We start from the raw sequence: 19,957 nt of genomic DNA, 5'->3' as shown, positions 1-19,957 counted from the left end.
CGCATCTATGCTGGCCTCTTTCTTCTTCAGGGCAGCGCGGCGCAACCGCCGCGCTGCGTTGATAGTCCCGCGTTCAGATCCCCGCAGGGATGTTCAGCGGATCGCGTTTGATCAGTTTCGGCGCAGTCAACTCTTTCCACTTGCTCAGCGCAAGGTTGGCCGATGGGAAAGCAGGCCGCGGCACAAAGCGCCCGCGTCCGGGGTTGGGCTGCGAATTCTGCCCCCAGGCCCAGATGACCTCACCACGGCTTAAGGTATAGCGCGCCTGTGCCTTCACCTCGAAGCCTTCAAAGACGTTGTAATCCAGAATGGAGTGGTGGTTCGCCGTCGAAATCGTCTTGCTGATCTTGGGGTCCCACACCACGATATCCGCGTCGGCCCCTTCGACAATCGCGCCCTTGCGCGGATAGATATTCAGGATCTTCGCCACATTGGTCGAGGTGGCAGCGACGAATTCATTGGGCGTCAGACGGCCCGTCTCCACCCCTTCGGTCCAGAGCACCGCCAGACGTTCCTCCAACCCGTTGGACCCGTTGGGGATGATGCGGAAATCATCGCGGCCCGCGCGTTTCTGCTCGGTCGAAAACGCAGCGTGATCCGTGGCAACCACCTGCAACGACCCCGACTGCAAGCCCGCCCATAGACTGTCCTGATGGTCCTTGGACCGGAAGGGCGGCGACATGACACGGCGTGCGGCGTGATCCCAATCTTTGTTGAAATACTCGCTCTCGTCCAGGGTCAGGAACTGGATCAGCGGCTCGCCATAGACCCGCATCCCCTTTTGCCGCGCACGGCGGATCGCTTCGTGGGTCTGCTCGCACGAGACATGCACGATATAAAGCGGCACACCGGCGGCATCGGCAATGGTGATCGCGCGGTTGGCGGCCTCGCCCTCCAGTTCGGGCGGGCGGGAATAGGCATGCCCCTCCGGTCCCGTGATCCCCTGATTGAAATACTTCTCCTGCAAGGCCGCGACCAGATCGCCGTTCTCGGCATGGACCATCGGCAGCGCCCCCAGTTCGGCACAGCGCTGGAAGGACGCGAACATCTCGTCATCCTCGACCATCAAGGCCCCTTTATAGGCCATAAAGTGTTTGAACGAATTCACCCCCATGTCGACGGCGTCTTTCATCTCGTCAAAGACGTTCTCGTTCCAGCCGGTGATCGCCATGTGATAGCCGACATCCGAACAGATCTGCGGCGCGGATTTGCGGTGCCATTCGTTGATCGCGTTCTTGATCGACCCGTCCGCCCCCGGCAGACAGAAATCGACGATCATCGTGGTCCCGCCCACGGCCGCGGCCCAGGTGCCTGTCTCGAATGTTTCGGCCGCTGTGGTGCCCATAAAGGGCATCTCAAGATGGGTATGGGGATCGATCCCGCCGGGGATGACATAGGCCCCTTCGGCGTCGATATATTCGTCGCCCACCAGATCCTCACCGATCTGCTTGATGATCTCGCCCTCGATCAACACGTCTGCTTTCCAGGTGCGATCCGCCGTGCAGACCATGCCGCCCTTGATAACCTTGCTCATCTGTCCTCTCCCCTATCTGTCTTCCAAATGGTCCAAATCCCGGGGGTCTGGGGGCTGGCCCCCAGGGCGCGCCCGCTCAGGTCCCCGACGGGTTCAGCCCACAATCTCCGCCGTTTCCAGCACCGCATGCAGCAAAACATCGGCACCGGCCTTGGCCCATTCCTTGGTGATCTCTTCGGCCTCGTTATGGCTCAGCCCATCCACGCAGGGGCACATGACCATCGCGGTCGGGGCCACCCCGTTGATCCAGCAGGCATCGTGCCCCGCCCCCGAGATGACGTCCATATGGCTGTACCCCAACCGCTCTGCCGCGGAACGGATGGCCGAGACGCAGCCTTCGTCAAAGGCGACGGGATCAAAGCCACCGACCTTTTCGAAAGCGACCTCAAGTCCCATGTCATCGGCGATCTTCTGACCCTCGACGCGCAGGCGCTTTTCCATATCCTCGATCACGCTCAGATCGGGCGACCGGAAATCGACGGTAAAGATCACCTGCCCCGGGATCACATTGCGCGAGTTCGGGTAGACCTCGATATGCCCCGCGGCACCAACCGCATGCGGCGCGTGGGACCATGCGATCTGGTCCACCGCTTCAAGCATACGCGCCATGCCAAGCCCCGCATTCTTGCGCATCGGCATCGGCGTTGATCCGGTATGCGCATCCTTGCCGGTCACGGTGACTTGGGTCCACGACAGCCCCTGCCCGTGGGTCACGACACCGATGTCCTTGCCTTCGGCCTCCAGGATCGGGCCCTGTTCGATGTGCAGCTCGAAAAACGCATGCATCTTGCGCGCGCCGACCTCTTCGTCGCCCTGCCAGCCGATCCGCTTGAGCTCGTCGCCAAAGCGCAAGCCCTCGGCATCGGTCTTGGCATAGGCCCATTCCTGCGTGTGGATGCCGGCAAAAACGCCAGACGACAGCATCGCGGGGGCATAGCGGGTGCCCTCTTCGTTGGTCCAGTTGGTCACGACCACGGGGTGTTTCGTCTTGATCCCCAGATCGTTCATCGTGCGCAGCAGTTCCAGCCCGCCCAGCACACCCAGCACGCCGTCATACTTGCCGCCTGTGGGCTGCGTATCCAGATGCGACCCGACGTAGACCGGCAGCGCATCGGGGTCGGTGCCGTCGCGCTGCGCGAACATGTTGCCCATCGTATCAAGACCCATGGTGCAGCCCGCCTCCTCGCACCATTTCTGGAACAGGGCCCGACCTTCGGCATCTTCGTCGGTCAGCGTCTGGCGATTGTTGCCCCCCGCCACACCGGGGCCGATCTTGGCCATCTCCATCAGACTGTCCCACAAACGATCCGGGTTGATCTTCAGGTTTTCACCGGGCGCGGCCATAGCGGTTTCCTTTGCGTTTTCTACCTTGTGCAAGGCGTAAATTTTTACCATTTGGTAAATCCACGATTGCGGCTAGGGTTAAGTCTGTCAAGAAATGCTTTCCCATAGGACCACCCGTCCGAAGTGGGGTGCCGCATTTTCAGGCACTTACACCGAAAGGGGACGCGCCATGCCCGAGACAACCGCCAAGAAAAAGCCCAGCCGAATCCAAAGGCGCAACCGCCGTGTGATCCTGGATGCGGCGCTTGATGTGTTTTCGACCTACGGGTTTCGCGGGGCCACGCTGGATCAGATCGCCAGCGAGGCGGGGCTGAGCAAACCGAATATATTGTATTATTTCAGCGGGAAGGAAGAAATCCACACGACCCTGCTGAGCCAGCTGATGGAGACATGGCTCGACCCTTTGGTCGAGCTCGACGCCGATGGTGACCCGCGCACAGAGCTGTTGGATTATGTGCAGCGCAAACTGGATATGGCGCGGGATCTGCCCCGTGAAAGCCGCTTGTTTGCTGGTGAAATTTTACGCGGTGCGCCCCATATGGAGCCGCGTTTGCAAAGCGATCTGAAACCGCTGTTCGACGAGAAATGCGCCGTTATTTCCGATTGGATGGCGGCGGGAAAGATCGCGCGGATGGACCCGCGCCATCTGATTTTCTCGATCTGGTCGACCACGCAACACTATGCCGATTTCGCGCCGCAAGTCGCGCTGCTGCTGGAAGGCGATGCCGATCAGCACCAGCAGGCGTCGGACCATCTGCGACTGATGTTCTCGACGTTGTTGACCCCCGCCGCGCCTCAACAGTAGCGGCGGGGGCAAGGGTCACTCGGCCGCAGTGGCGGAGGGGTTGTTGGGGTGCGTCGTCCAGTTGGCGTAATTCGGATCGACGGGCTTGCCCGTGCGCGGGTCCGTGGTGCCGGGGGCCAGCTCCACCATCGAGATACAATCCTCGACCGGGCAAACATTGACGCAGAGGTTGCACGCCACACATTCGTCGTCGATCACGCTGAAGGTGCGATCTTCGGACATGGCAATCGCCTGATGCGAGGTGTCTTCGCAGGCGGCAAAGCAGCGCCCGCACGAGATACACAGATCCTGATCGATCTTGGCCTTGGCGACATAGTTCAGGTTCAGCTGGTTCCAGTCGGTCACATTCGGCACCGCACGGCGCACCAGTTGATCGACCGAGGTCATCCCCTTGTCGTCCATATACTCCGACAGGCCCGAGATCATCTCTTGCACAACCTTGAAACCATAGGTCATCGCCGCCGTGCACACCTGCACATTGCCCGCGCCAAGGGCCAGAAACTCTGCCGCGTCGCGCCATGTGGTCACGCCGCCGATGCCGCTGATCGGCATATCCGCCGTCTCGGGGTTGCGCGCGATTTCCGCCACCATGTTCAAGGCAATCGGCTTTACCGCCGGGCCGCAATAGCCGCCGTGGGTGCCTTTCCCGTCGATCATCGGTTCGGGCGCAAACAGGTCCAGATCAACCGAGGTGATGGAGTTGATCGTGTTGATCAGGCTCACCGCATCCGCGCCGCCGCGTTTGGCGGCCTCGGCGGGGTAGAGCACATTGGTGATGTTCGGCGTCAGCTTCACGATCACCGGCATGCGCGTGTATTGCTTGCACCAGCGGGTGACCATTTCGATGTATTCCGGCACCTGCCCCACAGCCGATCCCATGCCGCGTTCCGCCATGCCATGTGGGCAGCCAAAGTTCAGCTCGATCCCGTCGGCACCGGTTTCCTCCACATGCGGCAGGATCGCTTTCCACGCTTCCTCCTCGCACGGAACCATGATCGACGCGATCAGCGCGCGGTCAGGGTAATCCCGTTTCACCGCTTTCATCTCGCGCAGGTTCACTTCAAGCGGGCGGTCAGTGATCAATTCGATGTTATTGAGCCCCAGCAGCCGCCGGTCCGCGCCCCAGATCGCGCCGTAGCGCGGGCCGTTGACATTGACGACGGGCGGGCCCTCCATGCCGAGGGTCTTCCACACGACACCGCCCCAGCCTGCCTCGTAGGCGCGGCGGACGTTGTATTCCTTGTCCGTGGGTGGCGCGGATGCCAGCCAGAACGGGTTGGGGCTTTTGATGCCCACGAAGTCGCTTCTTAGATCAGCCATTTGCGTTCTCCTGTAGGGGCTTAGCCCATCAATACCATGTGAATGTCCATCGCCGCGTCGCGCCCTTCGGCGACAGCGGTCACGGTCAGGTCATCGCCGCCGCTCGCACAATCGCCACCGGCCCAGACCCCGTCGACACTGGTGCGTCCGGTGCCATCCACCTTGATCTTGCGCGCCTCCAGCGTGGGCAGCGCGTCACCTTGAAGGGTCTGGCCGATGGCCTTGAACACTTGATCCGCAGCGAGGCGCAGGGTCTGACCCGTGCCCTGCATCTGGTCATCCACATACTCGAACTCGATCTCGCGCACTGCACCGTTGCCGATCACGGCGACCGGCGTGGCATGGGTCACGATCCGCACGCCCTTGGAGGCCGCGAGATCCTGTTCAAACACGCTGGCGTTCATCCGGTCGCGCCCGCGACGATAGACCAGCGTCACATTGAGCGCGCCCAGCAGTTTCGCCTGAATGGCGGCATCGATCGCGGTCATCCCGCCGCCGATCACCACCACGTCACGACCGATCGGGACCGCAGCCACATCGCTCGCCTGACGCAGGTGAGAGATAAAATCGACCGCATCCAGCACGCCGGTCTTATCCTCGCCCTCGGCCCCCAAGGCGTTCACACCGCCAAGGCCCATACCAAGGAACACGGCGTCATAGTCGGCCCGCAAACTGTCCAGCGTCATCGCCGCCCCAAGGGCTGCGTTGTTCTGCACGGTGATGCCGCCGATCTTAAGCAGCCAGTCCACCTCTGCCTGCGCGAAGCCGTCGGGTGTCTTATAGGTAGCGATCCCGTATTCGTTCAGACCGCCGGGCTTGGGCCGCGCGTCAAAGACGGTGACATCATGCCCCATCATCGCCAAACGGTGCGCACAAGACAGCCCCGCCGGACCTGCACCGACCACGGCCACGCGCTTGCCCGTCAAGGCCGCGCGTTCAAACGGATGTGCGCCCTGTGCTTGCAGATGGTCGGTGGCATAGCGCTGAAGCTCGCCGATCTTGACCGGCTTGCCCTCGGCCACTTCGCGCACACAGGCCTGTTCACAAAGCTGTTCGGTCGGACAAACGCGGGCGCACATGCCGCCCATGATATTCTGGCTCAGGATCGTTTTGGCGGCGGCATCCGGTGTGCCCGTGGCGATCTGCCGGATGAAGAGCGGAATATCGATATCCGTCGGGCAGGCCGTGATGCACGGCGCGTCGTGACAGAAGTAGCATCGGTCCGCCGCGACAAGCGCTTCGTGCACATCCAGTGGCGGGTGCAAATCGGAAAACTGCGCGGCATAGACGTCGGCGTCCAGCCGTCCGGCAGCCACCCCCGGTTCAAAGATTTTCTGCGACATTTTTTTATCCCTGCTGTCACTATTTATGCTGAAACGCTCCCACGGAATGATTTTTTTATCAACTGGTAAAATTATTTCATAACTGTGAAATTTCTTGCGCAAATGCCCGCCGGTTACGCGTTTCGGGGCAAAAACTCTTGATTTTGTCCTATTTGGCGCCAAAGTCAGAGGTGCGACGCGAAAGACTTTCGACCCCTCAGCCCTCCGGCGCTGGTGCGATCAAGTTCTGACCGAGCCACGCTGCCGCATAATGTGGGCAGGACAAACACGAGGAGAAACGGGGCATGGCGACTGGCACCGTAAAATGGTTCAATACCACAAAGGGATACGGCTTTATCGCGCCTGATGGTGGCGGCAAAGATATCTTTGTTCACATCTCGGCGGTTGAACGCGCTGGCCTGACCGGGCTTGCCGACAACCAGAAGGTGACATTCGACGTAGAAGCGGGCCGTGATGGCCGCGAAAGCGCCGCGAATATCGCATTGGCCTAACCGGCCCAAAACCGGTTCGTAATATTTTTGACGACGGGCGCTTCGGTGCCCGTTTTTTGTGCAAAACTACTCGTTTTCGTTGATCTGATCGATCAGCGTCAGCACTTTCGGGCCCAAAGCATCAACGATTCTCGTGACGCCTTGCGCGTTCGGATGCACCCCGTCGGCCTGGAAAAACCCGCGCGCCTGCGCCAGATCTGGCGTCTCGCCATTGTCGGACAGGCCGTCAAAGAAGCTGCCCATCAGGCTCGCGTCATATTGCGCGGCCAGATCGGGATAGATGCTGTCAAAGGCGGTTTTATATTCAGGGCCAAAGTTGCCCGGCGCGGTCATGCCGACCAGCAGCACCTCTACCTCGGCGTCTTGGGCGGCCTTCATGATTCCATCCAGATTGGCGCGGCTGACCGCGGGGTCGATCCCGCGCAACAGGTCATTCCCGCCAAGGGTCACGATCATGCCATCGACCTCGGGCGTCATGGTCCAGGCGACCCGCGCCAACCCGCCAGCGGTCGTATCCCCCGACACACCGGCGTTGATCACCGTCACATCCGCACCGTTCTGATCCAGCCAGTTTTGCAACTGTGGCACGAACCCGTCCTCGGCGGGCAGGCCGTAGCCCTGCGTCAGACTGTCGCCCAATGCTGCAATAACAAGCGGTTCCGCCAGTGCGGGGCCTGATAATACCAGAACAAGTGCCGTCGTAACCTTGCGCATCATGGTCGAACCTCCATATCCAACAGGGACCGTATTTCAAAAGGCAGCCCTATGACCGACCCGGTGTTCCAGCTTCAAGATGCATCCCTGAAACTGAATGGCAACGCCGGAAAGGTCGATATCCTACATGGGATCACGCTGGACGTCGCACAAGGAGAGACGGTCGCCTTTACCGGCCCTTCGGGGTCGGGCAAGTCGTCGCTGCTGATGGTCATGGGCGGGCTGGAGCGTGCGACCGGCGGATCGGTGCGCGCCTTGGGCGAAGACCTGAGCACCCTGTCCGAAGACGGGCTGGCCAAATTTCGCCGCGGGCGGATGGGCATCGTGTTCCAGTCCTTCCACCTCATCCCCACCATGACCGCGCTGGAAAACGTCGCCACCCCGCTGGAACTGAACGGCGTCGCGGACGCCTTTGACCGGGCCGAGGCAGAATTGCACGCGGTGGGTCTGGGGCACCGGCTCAACCACTATCCCGCACAGATGTCGGGCGGCGAACAGCAGCGGGTTGCATTGGCCCGCGCCTCTGCCCCGCGTCCGGCGATCCTGTTGGCGGATGAGCCGACAGGGAACCTCGACAGTACCAATGGTGCCGCGATCATGGAGCTATTGTTCGATCTGCGCGAAAAACATCGCGCGACTTTGGTGTTGGTGACCCACGCCGATGAATTGGCCGCGCGCTGTGATCGGATCGTCACCCTGACCGACGGGCGGATCGTCAGCGGGACAGGCGCATGAGCCTGCGTCTGGCCAGCCGCTTTGCCCGCCGCGAGATGCGCGGGGGGCTGCGGGGGTTCCGTCTGTTTCTGGCCTGCCTCGCCCTTGGCGTCGCGGCAATCGCTGCCGTCGGCTCTGTCCGCTCTGCGATCGAGGGTGGCTTGCAGCGCGAAGGTGCGGCCCTGCTTGGTGGCGCGGCAGAGATTGATTTCACCTATCATTTCGCCACCGATGCCGAACGCGACTGGATCGAGAGCCAAGCCAGCGCCGTCTCCGAGGTTGTCGAGTTCCGGTCCATGGCTGTCGCGGGTGACGGGGCCGCCGCTGACCGTGCGCTGACGCAGGTGAAGGCGGTCGATGATCTTTATCCGCTGGTGGGCGAGATGGTGCTGGAACCGGCGATGCCGCTGGAGCAGGCGCTCGGGCTGGAAAACGGCCTGTCCGGCGCGGTGATGGAGCGCGCCTTGTCCGACCGTCTAGGCCTGTCCCCCGGCGACACCTTCAAGCTTGGCGTCAAGGAATTCCGCCTCTCCGCCCTGATCGTGCGCGAACCCGACAGCGCCGCCAGCGGCTTTGCCCTTGGGCCGCGTACCCTGCTTCGGACCGAGGCGCTGGATGGGGCCGGCCTGCTGGCGGAAGGGACGCTGTTCAACTCCAAATACCGGATGTTGCTGCCTGCCGATACCGACCTTGATCAACTGCGCTCTGCCGCCCGTGCGCGGTTCGAAAACAGCGGGATGCGCTGGACCGATGCGCGCAACGGAGCACCGGGGGTGTCGCGCTTTGTCGAACGGTTGACGGCGTTTCTGATCCTTGTGGGCCTATCCGGTCTGGCTGTGGGCGGTGTGGGCGTATCGGCTGCGGTGCGATCTTACCTCACCGGCAAGACCGAGGTGATCGCCGTGCTCCGCGCGCTAGGGGCAGACCGCGCGACGATCTTCCAGACATATTTCATTCAGATTGGTGCCTTATCGCTTCTGGGCGTCGCCATCGGCGTGGTGCTTGGGGCGGTGGCCCCGCTGGTCTTTGCGCCGCTGATCTCTGCGCGGCTGCCGATCCCTGCGGCCTTTGCCATCTATCCGGCCCCCTTGGCCGAGGCGGCGATTTACGGGTTGCTGACCGCCTTTGCCTTCACGCTGTGGCCGCTGGCCCGCAGCGAGAATATCCGCGCAGCGACCCTGTTTCGCGATGCCTGGGACGGGGCCGCGCGTTTTCCGGCACCGCGCTATGTGGCGATTATCGTGATGACCGTGGCGCTGCTGGTCGCGCTGGCGGGGTGGTTCAATGGCAGTTGGTGGCTGACGCTCTGGACCTTGGGCGGCATCGCAGGCGCGCTCGGGATACTCACGCTGGCAGCGCTGCTGGTGCGGTTCCTCGCACAACGCGCCGCGGTTCTGGCACGCGGGCGCCCGCGGCTGCGTTGGGCCCTCGCCGCGATTGGCGGCAGTGGCGAAGGTGCCGGGGCCGTGGTGCTCTCGCTGGGGCTCGGCCTGTCGGTGCTGGCCGCCGTGGGGCAGATCGACGGCAACCTGCGGCAGGCGATCTCGGGCAACCTGCCCGATGTGGCCCCGTCGTATTTCTTTGTCGACATCCAGAAAGACCAGATCGACGGCTATACCAAACGGCTGACCGACGACCCCGCCGTGCGCCGCATCGACAGCGCCCCAATGCTGCGCGGCGTCGTGACCCAGATCAACGGCAGGCCCGCCAAAGAGGTCGCGGGCGATCACTGGGTGGTGCGCGGCGACCGCGGGCTAACCTATGCCGAGGCCCCCGACGACGACACCGTGATCACCGCGGGCGAATGGTGGGCGCCTGATTACGCGGGCCCGCCGCTCATTAGCTTTGCCGCCGAAGAGGCCGAGGAGATCGGGTTAGAGCTTGGCGATACGCTGACCATCAACGTGCTGGGGCGCGACATCACCGGCACCATCGCCAGCTTCCAAGAGGTCGACTTCTCGACCGCGGGGATCGGGTTTATCCTGACCATGAACCCCGCCGCCCTGACCGGCGCGCCGCATACCTATATCTCGACCGTCTACGCTGACGCAGAGGCCGAGGCACCTATCCTGCGCGATCTGGCCACCGCCTACCCCAACATCACCGCGATCCGCGTGCGCGATGCGATCGACCGCGTGGCGGCGGTGCTTAGCGGGTTGGCAGCGGCGACATCCTACGGCGCGGCGGCTACTCTTCTGACCGGCTTTCTGGTATTGATCGGGGCAGCCGCCGCCGGGGCGGATGCCCGTCGCTATGAAGCCGCCTTGCTGAAAACGCTGGGGGCCTCGCGCCGCAGCATCGCCGCCAGCTTTCTGATGCGTGCCGCTCTGCTGGGGCTCTTCGCCGGTGCCGTTGCCCTGCTGGCAGGTATTTTGGGCGGATGGGCCGTGAGCCGCTTTGTGATGGACACCAGCTTTGCCGTGGTATGGCCTTCGGCGCTGTTGATCGTCACTGGGGGCGCGCTGGCGTCGATCCTTGCCTCGCTTGGCTTTGCGATCAAAGCCTTGAACGCCAGACCCGCACAGGTGCTGCGCGCCCGCGAATAGATGGAACCGATAGACCGAAAGAGGGATATAACAATGACGCAGACCACCCAGACACTGCCCGCCCCCCTGCCACCCGTTCTGACGGCAGCCCAGCAAACGCATGTGGTGAACGTCCTGCGCCGTGCCGCACGGGCCGAGGTGCTGCCGCGTTTCCGCAACCTCGCCCCCGCTGACATCGACACCAAATCCGGCCCCCATGATCTGGTGACCGCTGCCGATCTGGCTGCCGAGGCAATGATCACCCGCGCCCTCGCCACGGCCTATCCGGATGCGCTGATCATCGGCGAAGAGGCGGTATCGGCCGACCCCGCCCTGCAGGACAAGATCGCCGACGCCCCGCTGGCCTTTATCCTTGATCCCATCGACGGCACATCGAATTTCGCCCACGGGCTGTCCACCTTCGGCATGATCCTCGCGGTCACGCGCTTTGGCAAACCGGCCTTCGGCGTCATCTATGACCCGGTCAATGACGACTGGGTGATCAGCGACGACACCAGCACGCCGCGCTTTGAACGCGCCCTTGGGCAGTCGCGCCCGCTGCGGGTCAGCATGGGCAAACAGATTGAGGACCTCAGCGGTTTCGTCCCGCTGGGGAACTTCAGCAAAGAGCTGCGGGTCAAAGTCGCGGCCACCCTGCCCAGCTTTGCCAAGGTAAACTCGCTTCGTTGCTCGGCGCATGAATACCGTACTGTCGCCCAAGGGCACGCCGATTTCGTGCTCAGCGGGACGCTGCACCCTTGGGACCACGCTGCCGGCGCGTTGATCTGCGCCCAAGCCGGTGCCCATGTCGAGATGCTGTCGGGCGGCCCCTATGACGCGACGCTGCGCACAGGGCATATTCTGGTGGCACCGGACAAAACGACATGGAACCGCCTGCGCAAGGTCTTTGCCTTCCTCGCCGACGACTGAGCCCGCAATACAAAACGGGCGCGAGGTTTCCCCCGCGCCCGTTCGATCGCATATATAGGGAACAGCTTACTCAGCCGCCTCTGCGTATTCCTCCATCGGGGGGCAGGTGCAGATCAGGTTGCGGTCGCCATGCACGTTGTCGACACGGTTGACCGGAGGCCAGTATTTGTCGACGCGGAACGCACCGGGGGGGAAGCAGCCCTGTTCGCGCGTGTAGGGACGATCCCACTCGCCGACCAGATCCTCGACCGTGTGCGGCGCGTTCTTCAGCGCGTTGTTCTCGCGCGGCATATCGCCATTTTCAATCGCGCGGATCTCGTCACGGATCGCGAGCATCGCATCACAGAAACGGTCCAGCTCGGCCTTGGTTTCCGACTCGGTCGGCTCGACCATCAGCGTGCCTGCGACAGGGAAGCTCATCGTTGGCGCATGGAAGCCGGCGTCGATCAGACGTTTCGCAATGTCATCCACCGTCACGCCTGCGCTGTCCTCGAACGGGCGCACGTCAAAGATACATTCATGTGCAACGCGTCCCGTCGGCCCTTTGTACAGCACCTCGAACGCCCCTTCGAGCCGCTTGGCAATGTAGTTGGCGTTCAGGATCGCCACCCGCGTCGCCTGCGTCAGCCCGTCACCCCCCATCATCAAGCAGTATGACCACGAGATCGGCAGCAACGATGGCGATCCGTAGGGCGCCGCCGAAACAGCGCCTTCACCGCCGTTCGGATGACCGGGCACATGGGGGATGAGATGTGATTTCACGCCAATCGGCCCCATGCCGGGGCCACCGCCCCCATGCGGGATGCAGAAGGTCTTGTGCAGGTTCAGGTGGCTGACATCCCCGCCCACATCGCCCGGACGCGCCAGACCGACCATCGCGTTCATATTCGCCCCGTCGATATAGACCTGCCCACCGTGGTCATGGGTGATCTTGGTCACCTCGGTCACGGTTTCCTCGAATACGCCGTGGGTGGATGGATAGGTGATCATGCAACCGGCAAGGTTCTCGCTGTGCTTTTCCGCCTTGGCGCGGAAGTCATCCAAGTCGATGTCACCATTGGCCGCCGTCTTGATCACGACCACCTTCCAGCCGACCATATTGGCGCTGGCGGGGTTGGTGCCATGGGCCGACATGGGGATCAGGCAGATGTTGCGATGCCCCTGCCCGTTGGCACGGTGATAGGACGCAATCGCCAGCAGACCCGCATATTCCCCCTGTGCGCCGGAATTCGGCTGCATGGAAATCGCGTCATACCCGGTGATGTCACACAGCTTGGCCGATAGGTCGTCGATCATATGCTTGTAACCAAGCGCCTGATCCTGCGGCACAAACGGGTGGATCATCGAAAACTCGCGCCAGCTGACGGGCATCATCTCCGCAGCCGAGTTCAGCTTCATCGTGCAGGACCCCAGCGGGATCATCGCGCGGTCCAGCGCCAGATCGCGGTCGGCCAGACGGCGCATGTAGCGCATCATCTCGGTCTCCGCGCGGTTCATGTGGAAGATCGGATGAGTGAGATAAGCGCTTTCACGCAGCATATCATCGGGGAACCGATACTGCGCCTCGAATGTCTCGTCGCTGCGGCGGATGCCAAAGGCGCGCCAGACGGCTTCGATCGTCTCGGGCACCGTACGTTCGTCCAGCGTGATGCCGACACGTGTTTCACCGACGCGGCGCAGGTTGATGCCTTCGTCCACTGCGGATTTCATGACCGCGGCCTGCAAGGGGCCGACATCAACCGTCACCGTGTCGAAGAAGGATTTGGGATCGACCTTAAAGCCGGCCTCCTCCAGCCCGTTCGCCAGACGCACCGCCTTGCGATGGATGCGCTGCGCGATAGCCTTCAGCCCCTCGGGCCCGTGGAACACCGCATACATTGACGCCATCACCGCCAGCAAAGCCTGCGCCGTGCACACGTTGGAGGTCGCCTTTTCGCGGCGGATGTGCTGCTCGCGGGTCTGCAGGGACAGACGGTAGGCGCGGTTGCCATGCGCATCGACTGACACGCCCACAATCCGCCCCGGCATTGCGCGCTTATAGGCATCCTTGCATGCCATATAAGCCGCATGCGGACCGCCATAGCCTTCGGGCACGCCAAACCGCTGGGTGGACCCGACGGCGATATCGGCCCCCATGGCACCTGGCTCTTTCAGCAACGTCAGCGCCATCGGATCAGCGGATACGACGCCCAAGGCACCTGCCTCATGCAGCGCGGCCATATGGTCGGTAAAGTCGCGCACATGGCCGTAGGTGCCAGGGTACTGGAATAGCGCCCCGAAGACAGCGCTCGCGTCCATTTTGTCAGGGTCGCCGATGATCACCTCGATATCCAGCGGGGCTGCCCGAGTCTGGATCACGGCGATGTTCTGGGGGTGGCAATCGCGGTCGACAAAGAACGCCTTGGCCTTCGATTTCGACAGGCGCATCGCCATGGTCATCGCCTCGGCACAGGCCGTCGCCTCGTCCAGCAGGGACGCATTGGCGACCTCAAGCCCGGTCAGATCGCTGACCATGGTCTGGAAGTTCAGCAATGCCTCAAGACGCCCCTGGCTGATCTCGGGCTGGTAGGGGGTGTAGGCCGTGTACCATGCGGGGTTTTCAAAAATATTGCGCTGGATCGCAGGCGGCGTCACCGTGCCGTGATAGCCCTGCCCGATCAACGAGGTGAGCACCTTGTTCTTGCCCGCCACCACGCGCATGTATTCCAGCACTTCGCGCTCTGACATGGGCTTGCCGAAATCCAGCGGCTCTTTCTGGCGGATCTGCGCGGGCATCGTGTCATCGATCAACGCGCCAAGGCTTTGTGCGCCGACGGTTTTCAACATGTCCGACATCTCTGCCGGGGACGGCCCGATATGTCTGCGATTGGCAAAATCATACGGCAAATATTCGGTCGGTTTGAAAACCATGGCGCGGGGCCCCTCTTCCAAATGGTATAAAAATCCCCGCCGGAGGCTCCGACGGGGGCAGCGGGATTTACCCGATGAACTTCTGATAGGCGGCTTCGTCCATGAACTCGTCCATCTGGCTCGGATCGGACGCCTTCATCTTGAAGAACCACGCATCGCCCTGCGGATCGTCATTCACCATCGCGGGGTTATCGGACAGCGTGCTGTTGACCTCGATGATCTCTCCATCGATCGGTGCCAAAATATCAGACGCAGCCTTGACGGATTCGATCACGACGACCTCGTCGTCCTTGCTGACGGTCGTGCCTTCGTCGGGCAGTTCGACAAACACCACGTCGCCCAGTTGTTCAGCGGCGTGAATGGTGATGCCAACGACGATCTCGTCGCCTTCAACCCGCAGCCATTCGTGCTCTTCGGTAAACTTCATTCTTTCATCCTTCGCTAGATTATCTTTTAAAATTCGCCGCAACAAAGGGCAGCTTGGCCACAGTCACCGGCAGACGCTTGCCACGGACTTCGCCCCACAGCATCGTATCAATACCCGCCTGCGCCTCACTGACATAGCCAATTGCGACAGGCCCGCCTACCGTCGGCCCGAAACTGCCCGAGGTGACCTCGCCCACTTGTGTGCCCCCTGTCGCGGCGTCGAACAGCGGTGTCCCGTCGCGCATCGGCGCACGGCCTTCGGGGGCCAGACCGACACGCTTGCGGCCGACACCATCGTCGAACGCCGCCTGAACGGCATCGGCACCGGGGTAGCCGCCCGCGCGTTCACCACCGGCGCGGCGCGCTTTCTGGATCGCCCAGGTCAGGCTGGCCTCTACCGGATTGGTGCCCGCGTCGATGTCATTGCCATAAAGACACAAGCCCGCCTCAAGCCGCAGCGAATCCCGCGCGCCCAGACCGATGGGTTCCACACCCTCGACCTCCAGTAGCCGGCGGACCAGCGCTTCGGCGTGGGCCTCCGGCACCGAAATCTCGAAGCCATCCTCGCCGGTATAGCCCGACCGCGAGGCCCAGACCTCTACCCCGTTAAGCGTCAATGTGCCGAAATCCATGAACCGCATTCCGTCCGCAGCGGCATCAAGCGACGCCACAGCCGCCCCCGCCGCAGGGCCCTGCACCGCCACCAGCGCGCGGTCGGTGATCGGGGTCACGGTGATCTCTGGCTCCAACGCCGCCTTCATGCGTGCGATATCGGCATCCTTGCAGGCGGCGTTGACCACAACAAACAGGTCATCCCCACGGCGCGCGAACATCAGGTCATCCTCGATCCCGCCGGCGTCATTGGTGAAAAACCCATAGCGCTGCCGCCCGTCTTCCAGCCCCAGCACATTCATCGGCACCAAAGTCTCGAACGCCAGCGCCACGGCGTCCCACGACGGGCCGGTCACCATCACCTGCCCCATGTGGCTGACATCAAAAACGCCCGCTGCGGCGCGGGTGTGCAGGTGCTCTTTCATCACGCCCATCGGATATTGCACAGGCATGGAATAGCCCGCATAGGGCACCATCTTGCCCCCCAGTGCCAGATGAAGATCGTATAGCGGTGTCTGTTGCAAATCGCTCATGGTCACGCGGCCTTTCCCTATCCAGAAGGCCATCGACCATACTGGCACCCAGCAGACCGCGGGAATGCAGCCTGTCAAATGCCCCCTCTGTCCTTTCGCCTGAGATCGTTATCCCTTCGGCGGACGCTGTCGCGTCACTCTCCAGAGTTGTTAGGTCCCGTTGCGGTCCTTTGGCCTGAGAGTTTCCGGGGCGGTTGCTCCTTCGGCACCGGCTTGCGCCAGTTCTCCCGTAACGGTGTGGGCAAGTGCTATGCCGGAACGCGGCGCTGCGTCAAGCAAAGTTGACAGGGCGGCGCGAAAACTTTCATCCGGCGCCGCGATATTGGGCAGCACGTCGGGTGCGGCGCGCGCAAGATGTGGACATCATCGCGCAGCGGCGCCAAAACACCCGCATGACACCATATTTCTTCGGCTACGGCAGCCTCGTAAACCGCAATACCCACGCCTATCCAGACGCCCGTCCGGCGCAGCTTCGCGGCTGGCACCGGCTTTGGGTGCGCATCGAAGGTGCCGCGCATGTGTTCCTGAGCGTGCTGCCCGAAGAGGGCACCGTGATCGACGGGTTGATCGCGGCGGTCCCCGGTGCCGACTGGGTGGCGCTGGATACGCGCGAAACCAATTATGATCGCATCGGGTCGAACGGGGCGGTGGTGCATGACATCATCCCGGCCCCAGATATGGCGCATTATTCCGTGCCCACAGACACCCATGTGACATCGGGCGACCATACCATCCTGCTCAGCTATCTTGATGTGGTGGTGCAGGGGTTCCTGCGCGAATATGGCATCGACGGGGTGCAGCGCTTCTTTGACACGACGCGGGGCTGGGATACGCCGATCCTGAACGATCGCGCCGCGCCAAAATACCCGCGCGCGCAAGAGCTTACCGCGCAGGAAACCGCGCTGGTCGACCAGCATCTGTCCCGCCTATCGGCGCAGGTGCAGTAGCGACATCAACCGCCCGTCACGGGCGAAAACCTCGGGCTTGGCGCGTTTGCGCTGCCCGCCTTGCGCGATCATCCGCCGCGCGAGCACCCAGGCCAGCGCCCCGAAGAGCACCCCCGCCGCCGCCTGCCCGATCAGTACACCGGGGGCCCCGAACAGCAGGCTGCCACCCCAGACCAGCGGGATCATCCCCAGCGTGTTGCGGCCCCAGTTGGTCACGGTCGAATAATAGGGGTGTCCCATATTGTTGAACGCCGCATTCGACACGAACAACACGCCGTTGAAGAAGAACGCCAGGGATAGCGGCCCGCAGAACAGATAGATTAACGTCAAGGTGATCCCCTGCGCATCAAACATCGCCGCCAGCGGCGCGCGGAACGCAAACAGCGCGGCCGAGATGACGACGATCACCAAAGCGGCAAAACTGACCCCCGCGGCATAGGTCCGCTTGACCCGCCCCAGATCGCCCGCGCCAAAGTTCTGCCCGATGATCGGCCCCACCGCCCCCGACAGGGCAAAGATCACGGCAAAGGCAACGGGCATCATGCGGCTGACAATCGCCATGCCTGCGACAGCATCCTCGCCATAGGCGGCCATTGCACGGGTCACATAGGCCTGCCCCACCGGCGTGGCGACCTGTGTCAGAATGGCGGGCACCGCGATGAACAAGACGGGCATCAGATCGCGCCATAGCCCCGCGGGGCGCGGCATCGCGATCCCGCCATAGTGGCGCACAATCGGCATCAGGGCGGTATAGGCAATCACCACCCGCGCCACGAAAGACGCCCAGGCCGCACCGGTCAGGCCCAGATCAAAGGTAAAGATCAGGATCGGATCGAGGATGGCATTCACGATGCCCCCCGCGATCGTCGCCATCATCGCCCGCCGTGCATCCCCATGGGCCCGCAGGATCGCGCTGCCCATCATACCGACCATCAGAAATGGCACCGACGGCACGACGATCTGCAGGAAATCCACCGCCAGCGCCGCCGTCTCACCGCCTGCGCCGACCCAGCCGACCAGCACATCCAGCGACAGGAACACACAAAGCGCAAAGATCACGCCAAAGACCGCGCCATAGCACAGCGCATGGGTCGTCCTCTCTGTCGCGAGCTGCGCGTTGTCTTGCCCCAAGGCCCGCGCGACCAAGGCCCCCGCCGCGATGCCCAATCCGATCCCGAAGGAGGTGGTGAAAAACAAGATCGCACCGGCATAGCCGATGGCCGCCGCCAGCTCTGCCTTGCCCAACATAGAAATGAAAATCATGTCGACGAAATCGACAAGAAACACCGCCACCAGCCCGACAGAGGCCAGCAAAGACATATTGGCGACATGCCCGAACAGATTGCCCGACAAAAATTTGGCGCGCCCATCAACCATGATGGACGCGCCCTATATCAGCCGACAGCGGCTTCATTTTGCCAGATAAACTCTCGCCGAAGGCTCCCGAACTTGCGCCCGTGAACCCGGCCCGTTTCACCCGCGTGCCTTCACGACTTGCAGCAATGGCAGCACCGCGCCCATGTCGGGGCCGTGGGGTTTGCCAGTCAGCGCCAGACGCAGCGGCATGAACAGCCCCTTGCCCTTGCGGCCGGTCTGCTCTTTCACGGCGGCCGTCCATGTGCCCCAGGTGCTTTCGTCAAACTCGCCCTCGGGCAGAAGCGCCAAGGCTTCGGCGACGAACTCTTTATCCTCGTCCGCGATCACAGGCTCTGCGCCTTCGCTGAACATCTGCCACCAACCTTTCAGATCGTGCAACGTGGTGATGTTTTCGCGGGTGACCTGCCAGAACAGCGCGGCTTTATCCTCGGGCACACCGAGGGCGGCGATGTCGCTTGCGACGGCCTCAAGCGGGAGGGTCTGCAGATAGCGGCCAGTCATGGGGAACAGGTCCTCGACGTCAAATTTGGTCGGCGCTGAGCCGAAGCGTTCGATGTCGAAACCGTCGATCAGGCTCTCCATATCGGTGCGCAGTTCAATCGGGTCCGAAGAGCCCAGGCGCGCCATTGTCGACAGCAGCGCAAAAGGATGCACACCGCGTTCGCGCAGGTCGCGCAGCGCCAGCACACCCAGACGTTTCGACAGCGCTTCGCCCTGCGGGCCAGTCAACAGCGAATGGTGCGCAAAGGTCGGCACGGTGCCGCCAAGCGCTTGCATGATCTGGATTTGTGTCGCCGTGTTGGTCACATGGTCGGACCCGCGCACGACATTGGTCACACCCATTTCCGTGTCATCGACCACAGACGCCAGCGTGTACAAAATCTGCCCGTCACCGCGGATCAACACAGGGTCGGACACCGACGCCGCATCAATCGAGATATCGCCCAGGATACCGTCTTTCCACTCGATCCGTTCCTGATCCAGCTTGAAACGCCACACGCCGGGGCCGCGTTCGTCGCGCAGCTTGGCTTTTTCCGCATCCGACAGGTTCAACGCGGCGCGGTCATAGACCGGCGGCTTTCCCATGTTGAGCTGTTTCTTGCGCTTGAGGTCCAGCTCGGTCGGGGTTTCCCAGGCTTCATAGAAACGCCCGATCTTGCGCAGCTCGTCCGCGGCGGCGTGGTATTTGTCCAACCGTTCGGACTGACGCTCAACGCGGTCCCAATGCAGGCCCAGCCATGTCAGGTCTTCTTTCAGACCGTCGACGTATTCTTCCTTGCTGCGCACCGGATCGGTGTCGTCGATCCGCAGGATGAACTCTCCGCCGTTCTTGCGGGCGATCAGATAGTTCATCAGCGCCGTGCGCAGGTTGCCTACGTGGATATAGCCGGTCGGGGACGGGGCGAAGCGGGTGATGGTCATTGGGTTCTCC

At 62.6% G+C, this 19,957-nt stretch carries 16 protein-coding genes and 1 riboswitch; of the genes, 6 read left to right on the top strand and 10 right to left on the bottom strand.

Annotation, left to right across the window (positions count from 1 at the left end; genetic code table 11):
* Positions 1-73 precede the first annotated feature (73 nt).
* Together hydA and ACTRWK_RS07645 are read right to left on the bottom strand one after the other, a co-directional pair.
* The gene (gene hydA, locus ACTRWK_RS07650; protein WP_037943194.1) at positions 74-1,534 is read right to left on the bottom strand and encodes a dihydropyrimidinase; all 1,461 of its coding nucleotides are present in this window, start codon (positions 1,532-1,534) and stop codon (positions 74-76) included.
* Between the two features lie 93 nt (positions 1,535-1,627).
* Positions 1,628-2,878 carry a Zn-dependent hydrolase gene (locus ACTRWK_RS07645; RefSeq protein ID WP_005851376.1) on the bottom strand — a complete coding sequence of 417 codons (1,251 nt, stop codon included), beginning with the start codon at positions 2,876-2,878 and terminating at the stop codon, positions 1,628-1,630.
* Positions 2,879-3,047: 169 nt separating this feature from the next.
* On the opposite strand from ACTRWK_RS07645, the gene ACTRWK_RS07640 reads away from it, so the two are divergent.
* Positions 3,048-3,683: a TetR family transcriptional regulator C-terminal domain-containing protein gene (locus ACTRWK_RS07640; protein WP_289081802.1), complete on the top strand. Its 636-nt coding sequence runs from the start codon at positions 3,048-3,050 to the stop codon at positions 3,681-3,683.
* Positions 3,684-3,698: 15 nt separating this feature from the next.
* Here ACTRWK_RS07640 and preA read toward each other — a convergent pair whose 3' ends face one another.
* Together preA and ACTRWK_RS07630 are read right to left on the bottom strand one after the other, a co-directional pair.
* Positions 3,699-5,003 (bottom strand): NAD-dependent dihydropyrimidine dehydrogenase subunit PreA, encoded by a 1,305-nt coding sequence (gene preA / locus ACTRWK_RS07635; protein WP_005851372.1) that lies wholly within the window; start codon positions 5,001-5,003, stop codon positions 3,699-3,701.
* Positions 5,004-5,023: 20 nt separating this feature from the next.
* Complete coding sequence (locus tag ACTRWK_RS07630; protein WP_037943191.1) at positions 5,024-6,346, bottom strand: NAD(P)-dependent oxidoreductase; 1,323 nt, start codon at positions 6,344-6,346, stop codon at positions 5,024-5,026.
* A gap of 284 nt (positions 6,347-6,630) precedes the next feature.
* Here ACTRWK_RS07630 and ACTRWK_RS07625 point away from each other — a divergent pair, with 284 nt between their 5' ends.
* Positions 6,631-6,837: a cold-shock protein gene (locus tag ACTRWK_RS07625; protein ID WP_005851368.1), complete on the top strand. Its 207-nt coding sequence runs from the start codon at positions 6,631-6,633 to the stop codon at positions 6,835-6,837.
* A 66-nt stretch (positions 6,838-6,903) separates the two neighbouring features.
* Here ACTRWK_RS07625 and ACTRWK_RS07620 read toward each other — a convergent pair whose 3' ends face one another.
* Entirely contained in the window at positions 6,904-7,554 is a 651-nt protein-coding gene (locus ACTRWK_RS07620) for an arylesterase (RefSeq protein WP_005851366.1), read from the bottom strand.
* A 48-nt stretch (positions 7,555-7,602) separates the two neighbouring features.
* Between ACTRWK_RS07620 and ACTRWK_RS07615 the strand changes: the two genes are divergently transcribed.
* The 3 genes from ACTRWK_RS07615 to ACTRWK_RS07605 are packed head-to-tail and all read left to right on the top strand — an operon-like array spanning position 7,603 to position 11,720.
* Positions 7,603-8,286, top strand: a complete 684-nt coding sequence (locus ACTRWK_RS07615; RefSeq protein WP_184583234.1) for an ABC transporter ATP-binding protein — start codon at positions 7,603-7,605, stop codon at positions 8,284-8,286.
* A complete protein-coding gene (locus tag ACTRWK_RS07610; protein WP_462843861.1) occupies positions 8,283-10,811 on the top strand; it encodes an ABC transporter permease in 2,529 nt (842 codons plus the stop codon). Before ACTRWK_RS07615 ends, ACTRWK_RS07610 begins: the two co-directional genes overlap by 4 nt.
* A gap of 33 nt (positions 10,812-10,844) precedes the next feature.
* Positions 10,845-11,720, top strand: coding sequence for an inositol monophosphatase family protein (locus ACTRWK_RS07605; RefSeq protein ID WP_132997555.1), 876 nt, complete (start codon positions 10,845-10,847; stop codon positions 11,718-11,720).
* Positions 11,721-11,786: 66 nt separating this feature from the next.
* On the opposite strand, the gene gcvP is transcribed toward ACTRWK_RS07605, so the two are convergent.
* The 3 genes from gcvP to gcvT all read right to left on the bottom strand — a co-directional run bounded on the left by gcvP (position 11,787) and on the right by gcvT (position 16,201).
* A complete protein-coding gene (gene gcvP, locus ACTRWK_RS07600) occupies positions 11,787-14,630 on the bottom strand; it encodes an aminomethyl-transferring glycine dehydrogenase (RefSeq protein ID WP_462843860.1) in 2,844 nt (947 codons plus the stop codon).
* Between the two features lie 67 nt (positions 14,631-14,697).
* On the bottom strand, positions 14,698-15,057 hold the full coding sequence (gcvH, locus tag ACTRWK_RS07595; protein WP_037943184.1) for a glycine cleavage system protein GcvH: 360 nt from the start codon (positions 15,055-15,057) through the stop codon (positions 14,698-14,700).
* Positions 15,058-15,076: 19 nt separating this feature from the next.
* The gene (gcvT, locus tag ACTRWK_RS07590) at positions 15,077-16,201 is read right to left on the bottom strand and encodes a glycine cleavage system aminomethyltransferase GcvT (protein ID WP_289081804.1); all 1,125 of its coding nucleotides are present in this window, start codon (positions 16,199-16,201) and stop codon (positions 15,077-15,079) included.
* A gap of 153 nt (positions 16,202-16,354) precedes the next feature.
* Positions 16,355-16,441, bottom strand: a riboswitch (glycine riboswitch).
* Between the two features lie 152 nt (positions 16,442-16,593).
* Here gcvT and ACTRWK_RS07585 point away from each other — a divergent pair.
* Positions 16,594-17,148 carry a gamma-glutamylcyclotransferase family protein gene (locus ACTRWK_RS07585; RefSeq protein WP_168592801.1) on the top strand — a complete coding sequence of 185 codons (555 nt, stop codon included), beginning with the start codon at positions 16,594-16,596 and terminating at the stop codon, positions 17,146-17,148.
* On the opposite strand, the gene ACTRWK_RS07580 is transcribed toward ACTRWK_RS07585, so the two are convergent.
* A complete protein-coding gene (locus ACTRWK_RS07580) occupies positions 17,128-18,525 on the bottom strand; it encodes an MATE family efflux transporter (protein WP_289081805.1) in 1,398 nt (465 codons plus the stop codon). The two genes, ACTRWK_RS07585 and ACTRWK_RS07580, sit on opposite strands and share 21 nt — an antisense overlap.
* A gap of 96 nt (positions 18,526-18,621) precedes the next feature.
* Complete coding sequence (gltX, locus tag ACTRWK_RS07575) at positions 18,622-19,947, bottom strand: glutamate--tRNA ligase (protein WP_005851347.1); 1,326 nt, start codon at positions 19,945-19,947, stop codon at positions 18,622-18,624.
* Between the last annotated feature and the right edge of the window lie 10 nt (positions 19,948-19,957).

The organism is Sulfitobacter sp. G5_S2_6_S6, from assembly GCF_054968505.1.
The sequence above is the reverse complement of the archived record's forward strand: the minus strand, read 5'-3'. Positions and strand labels throughout refer to the sequence as shown.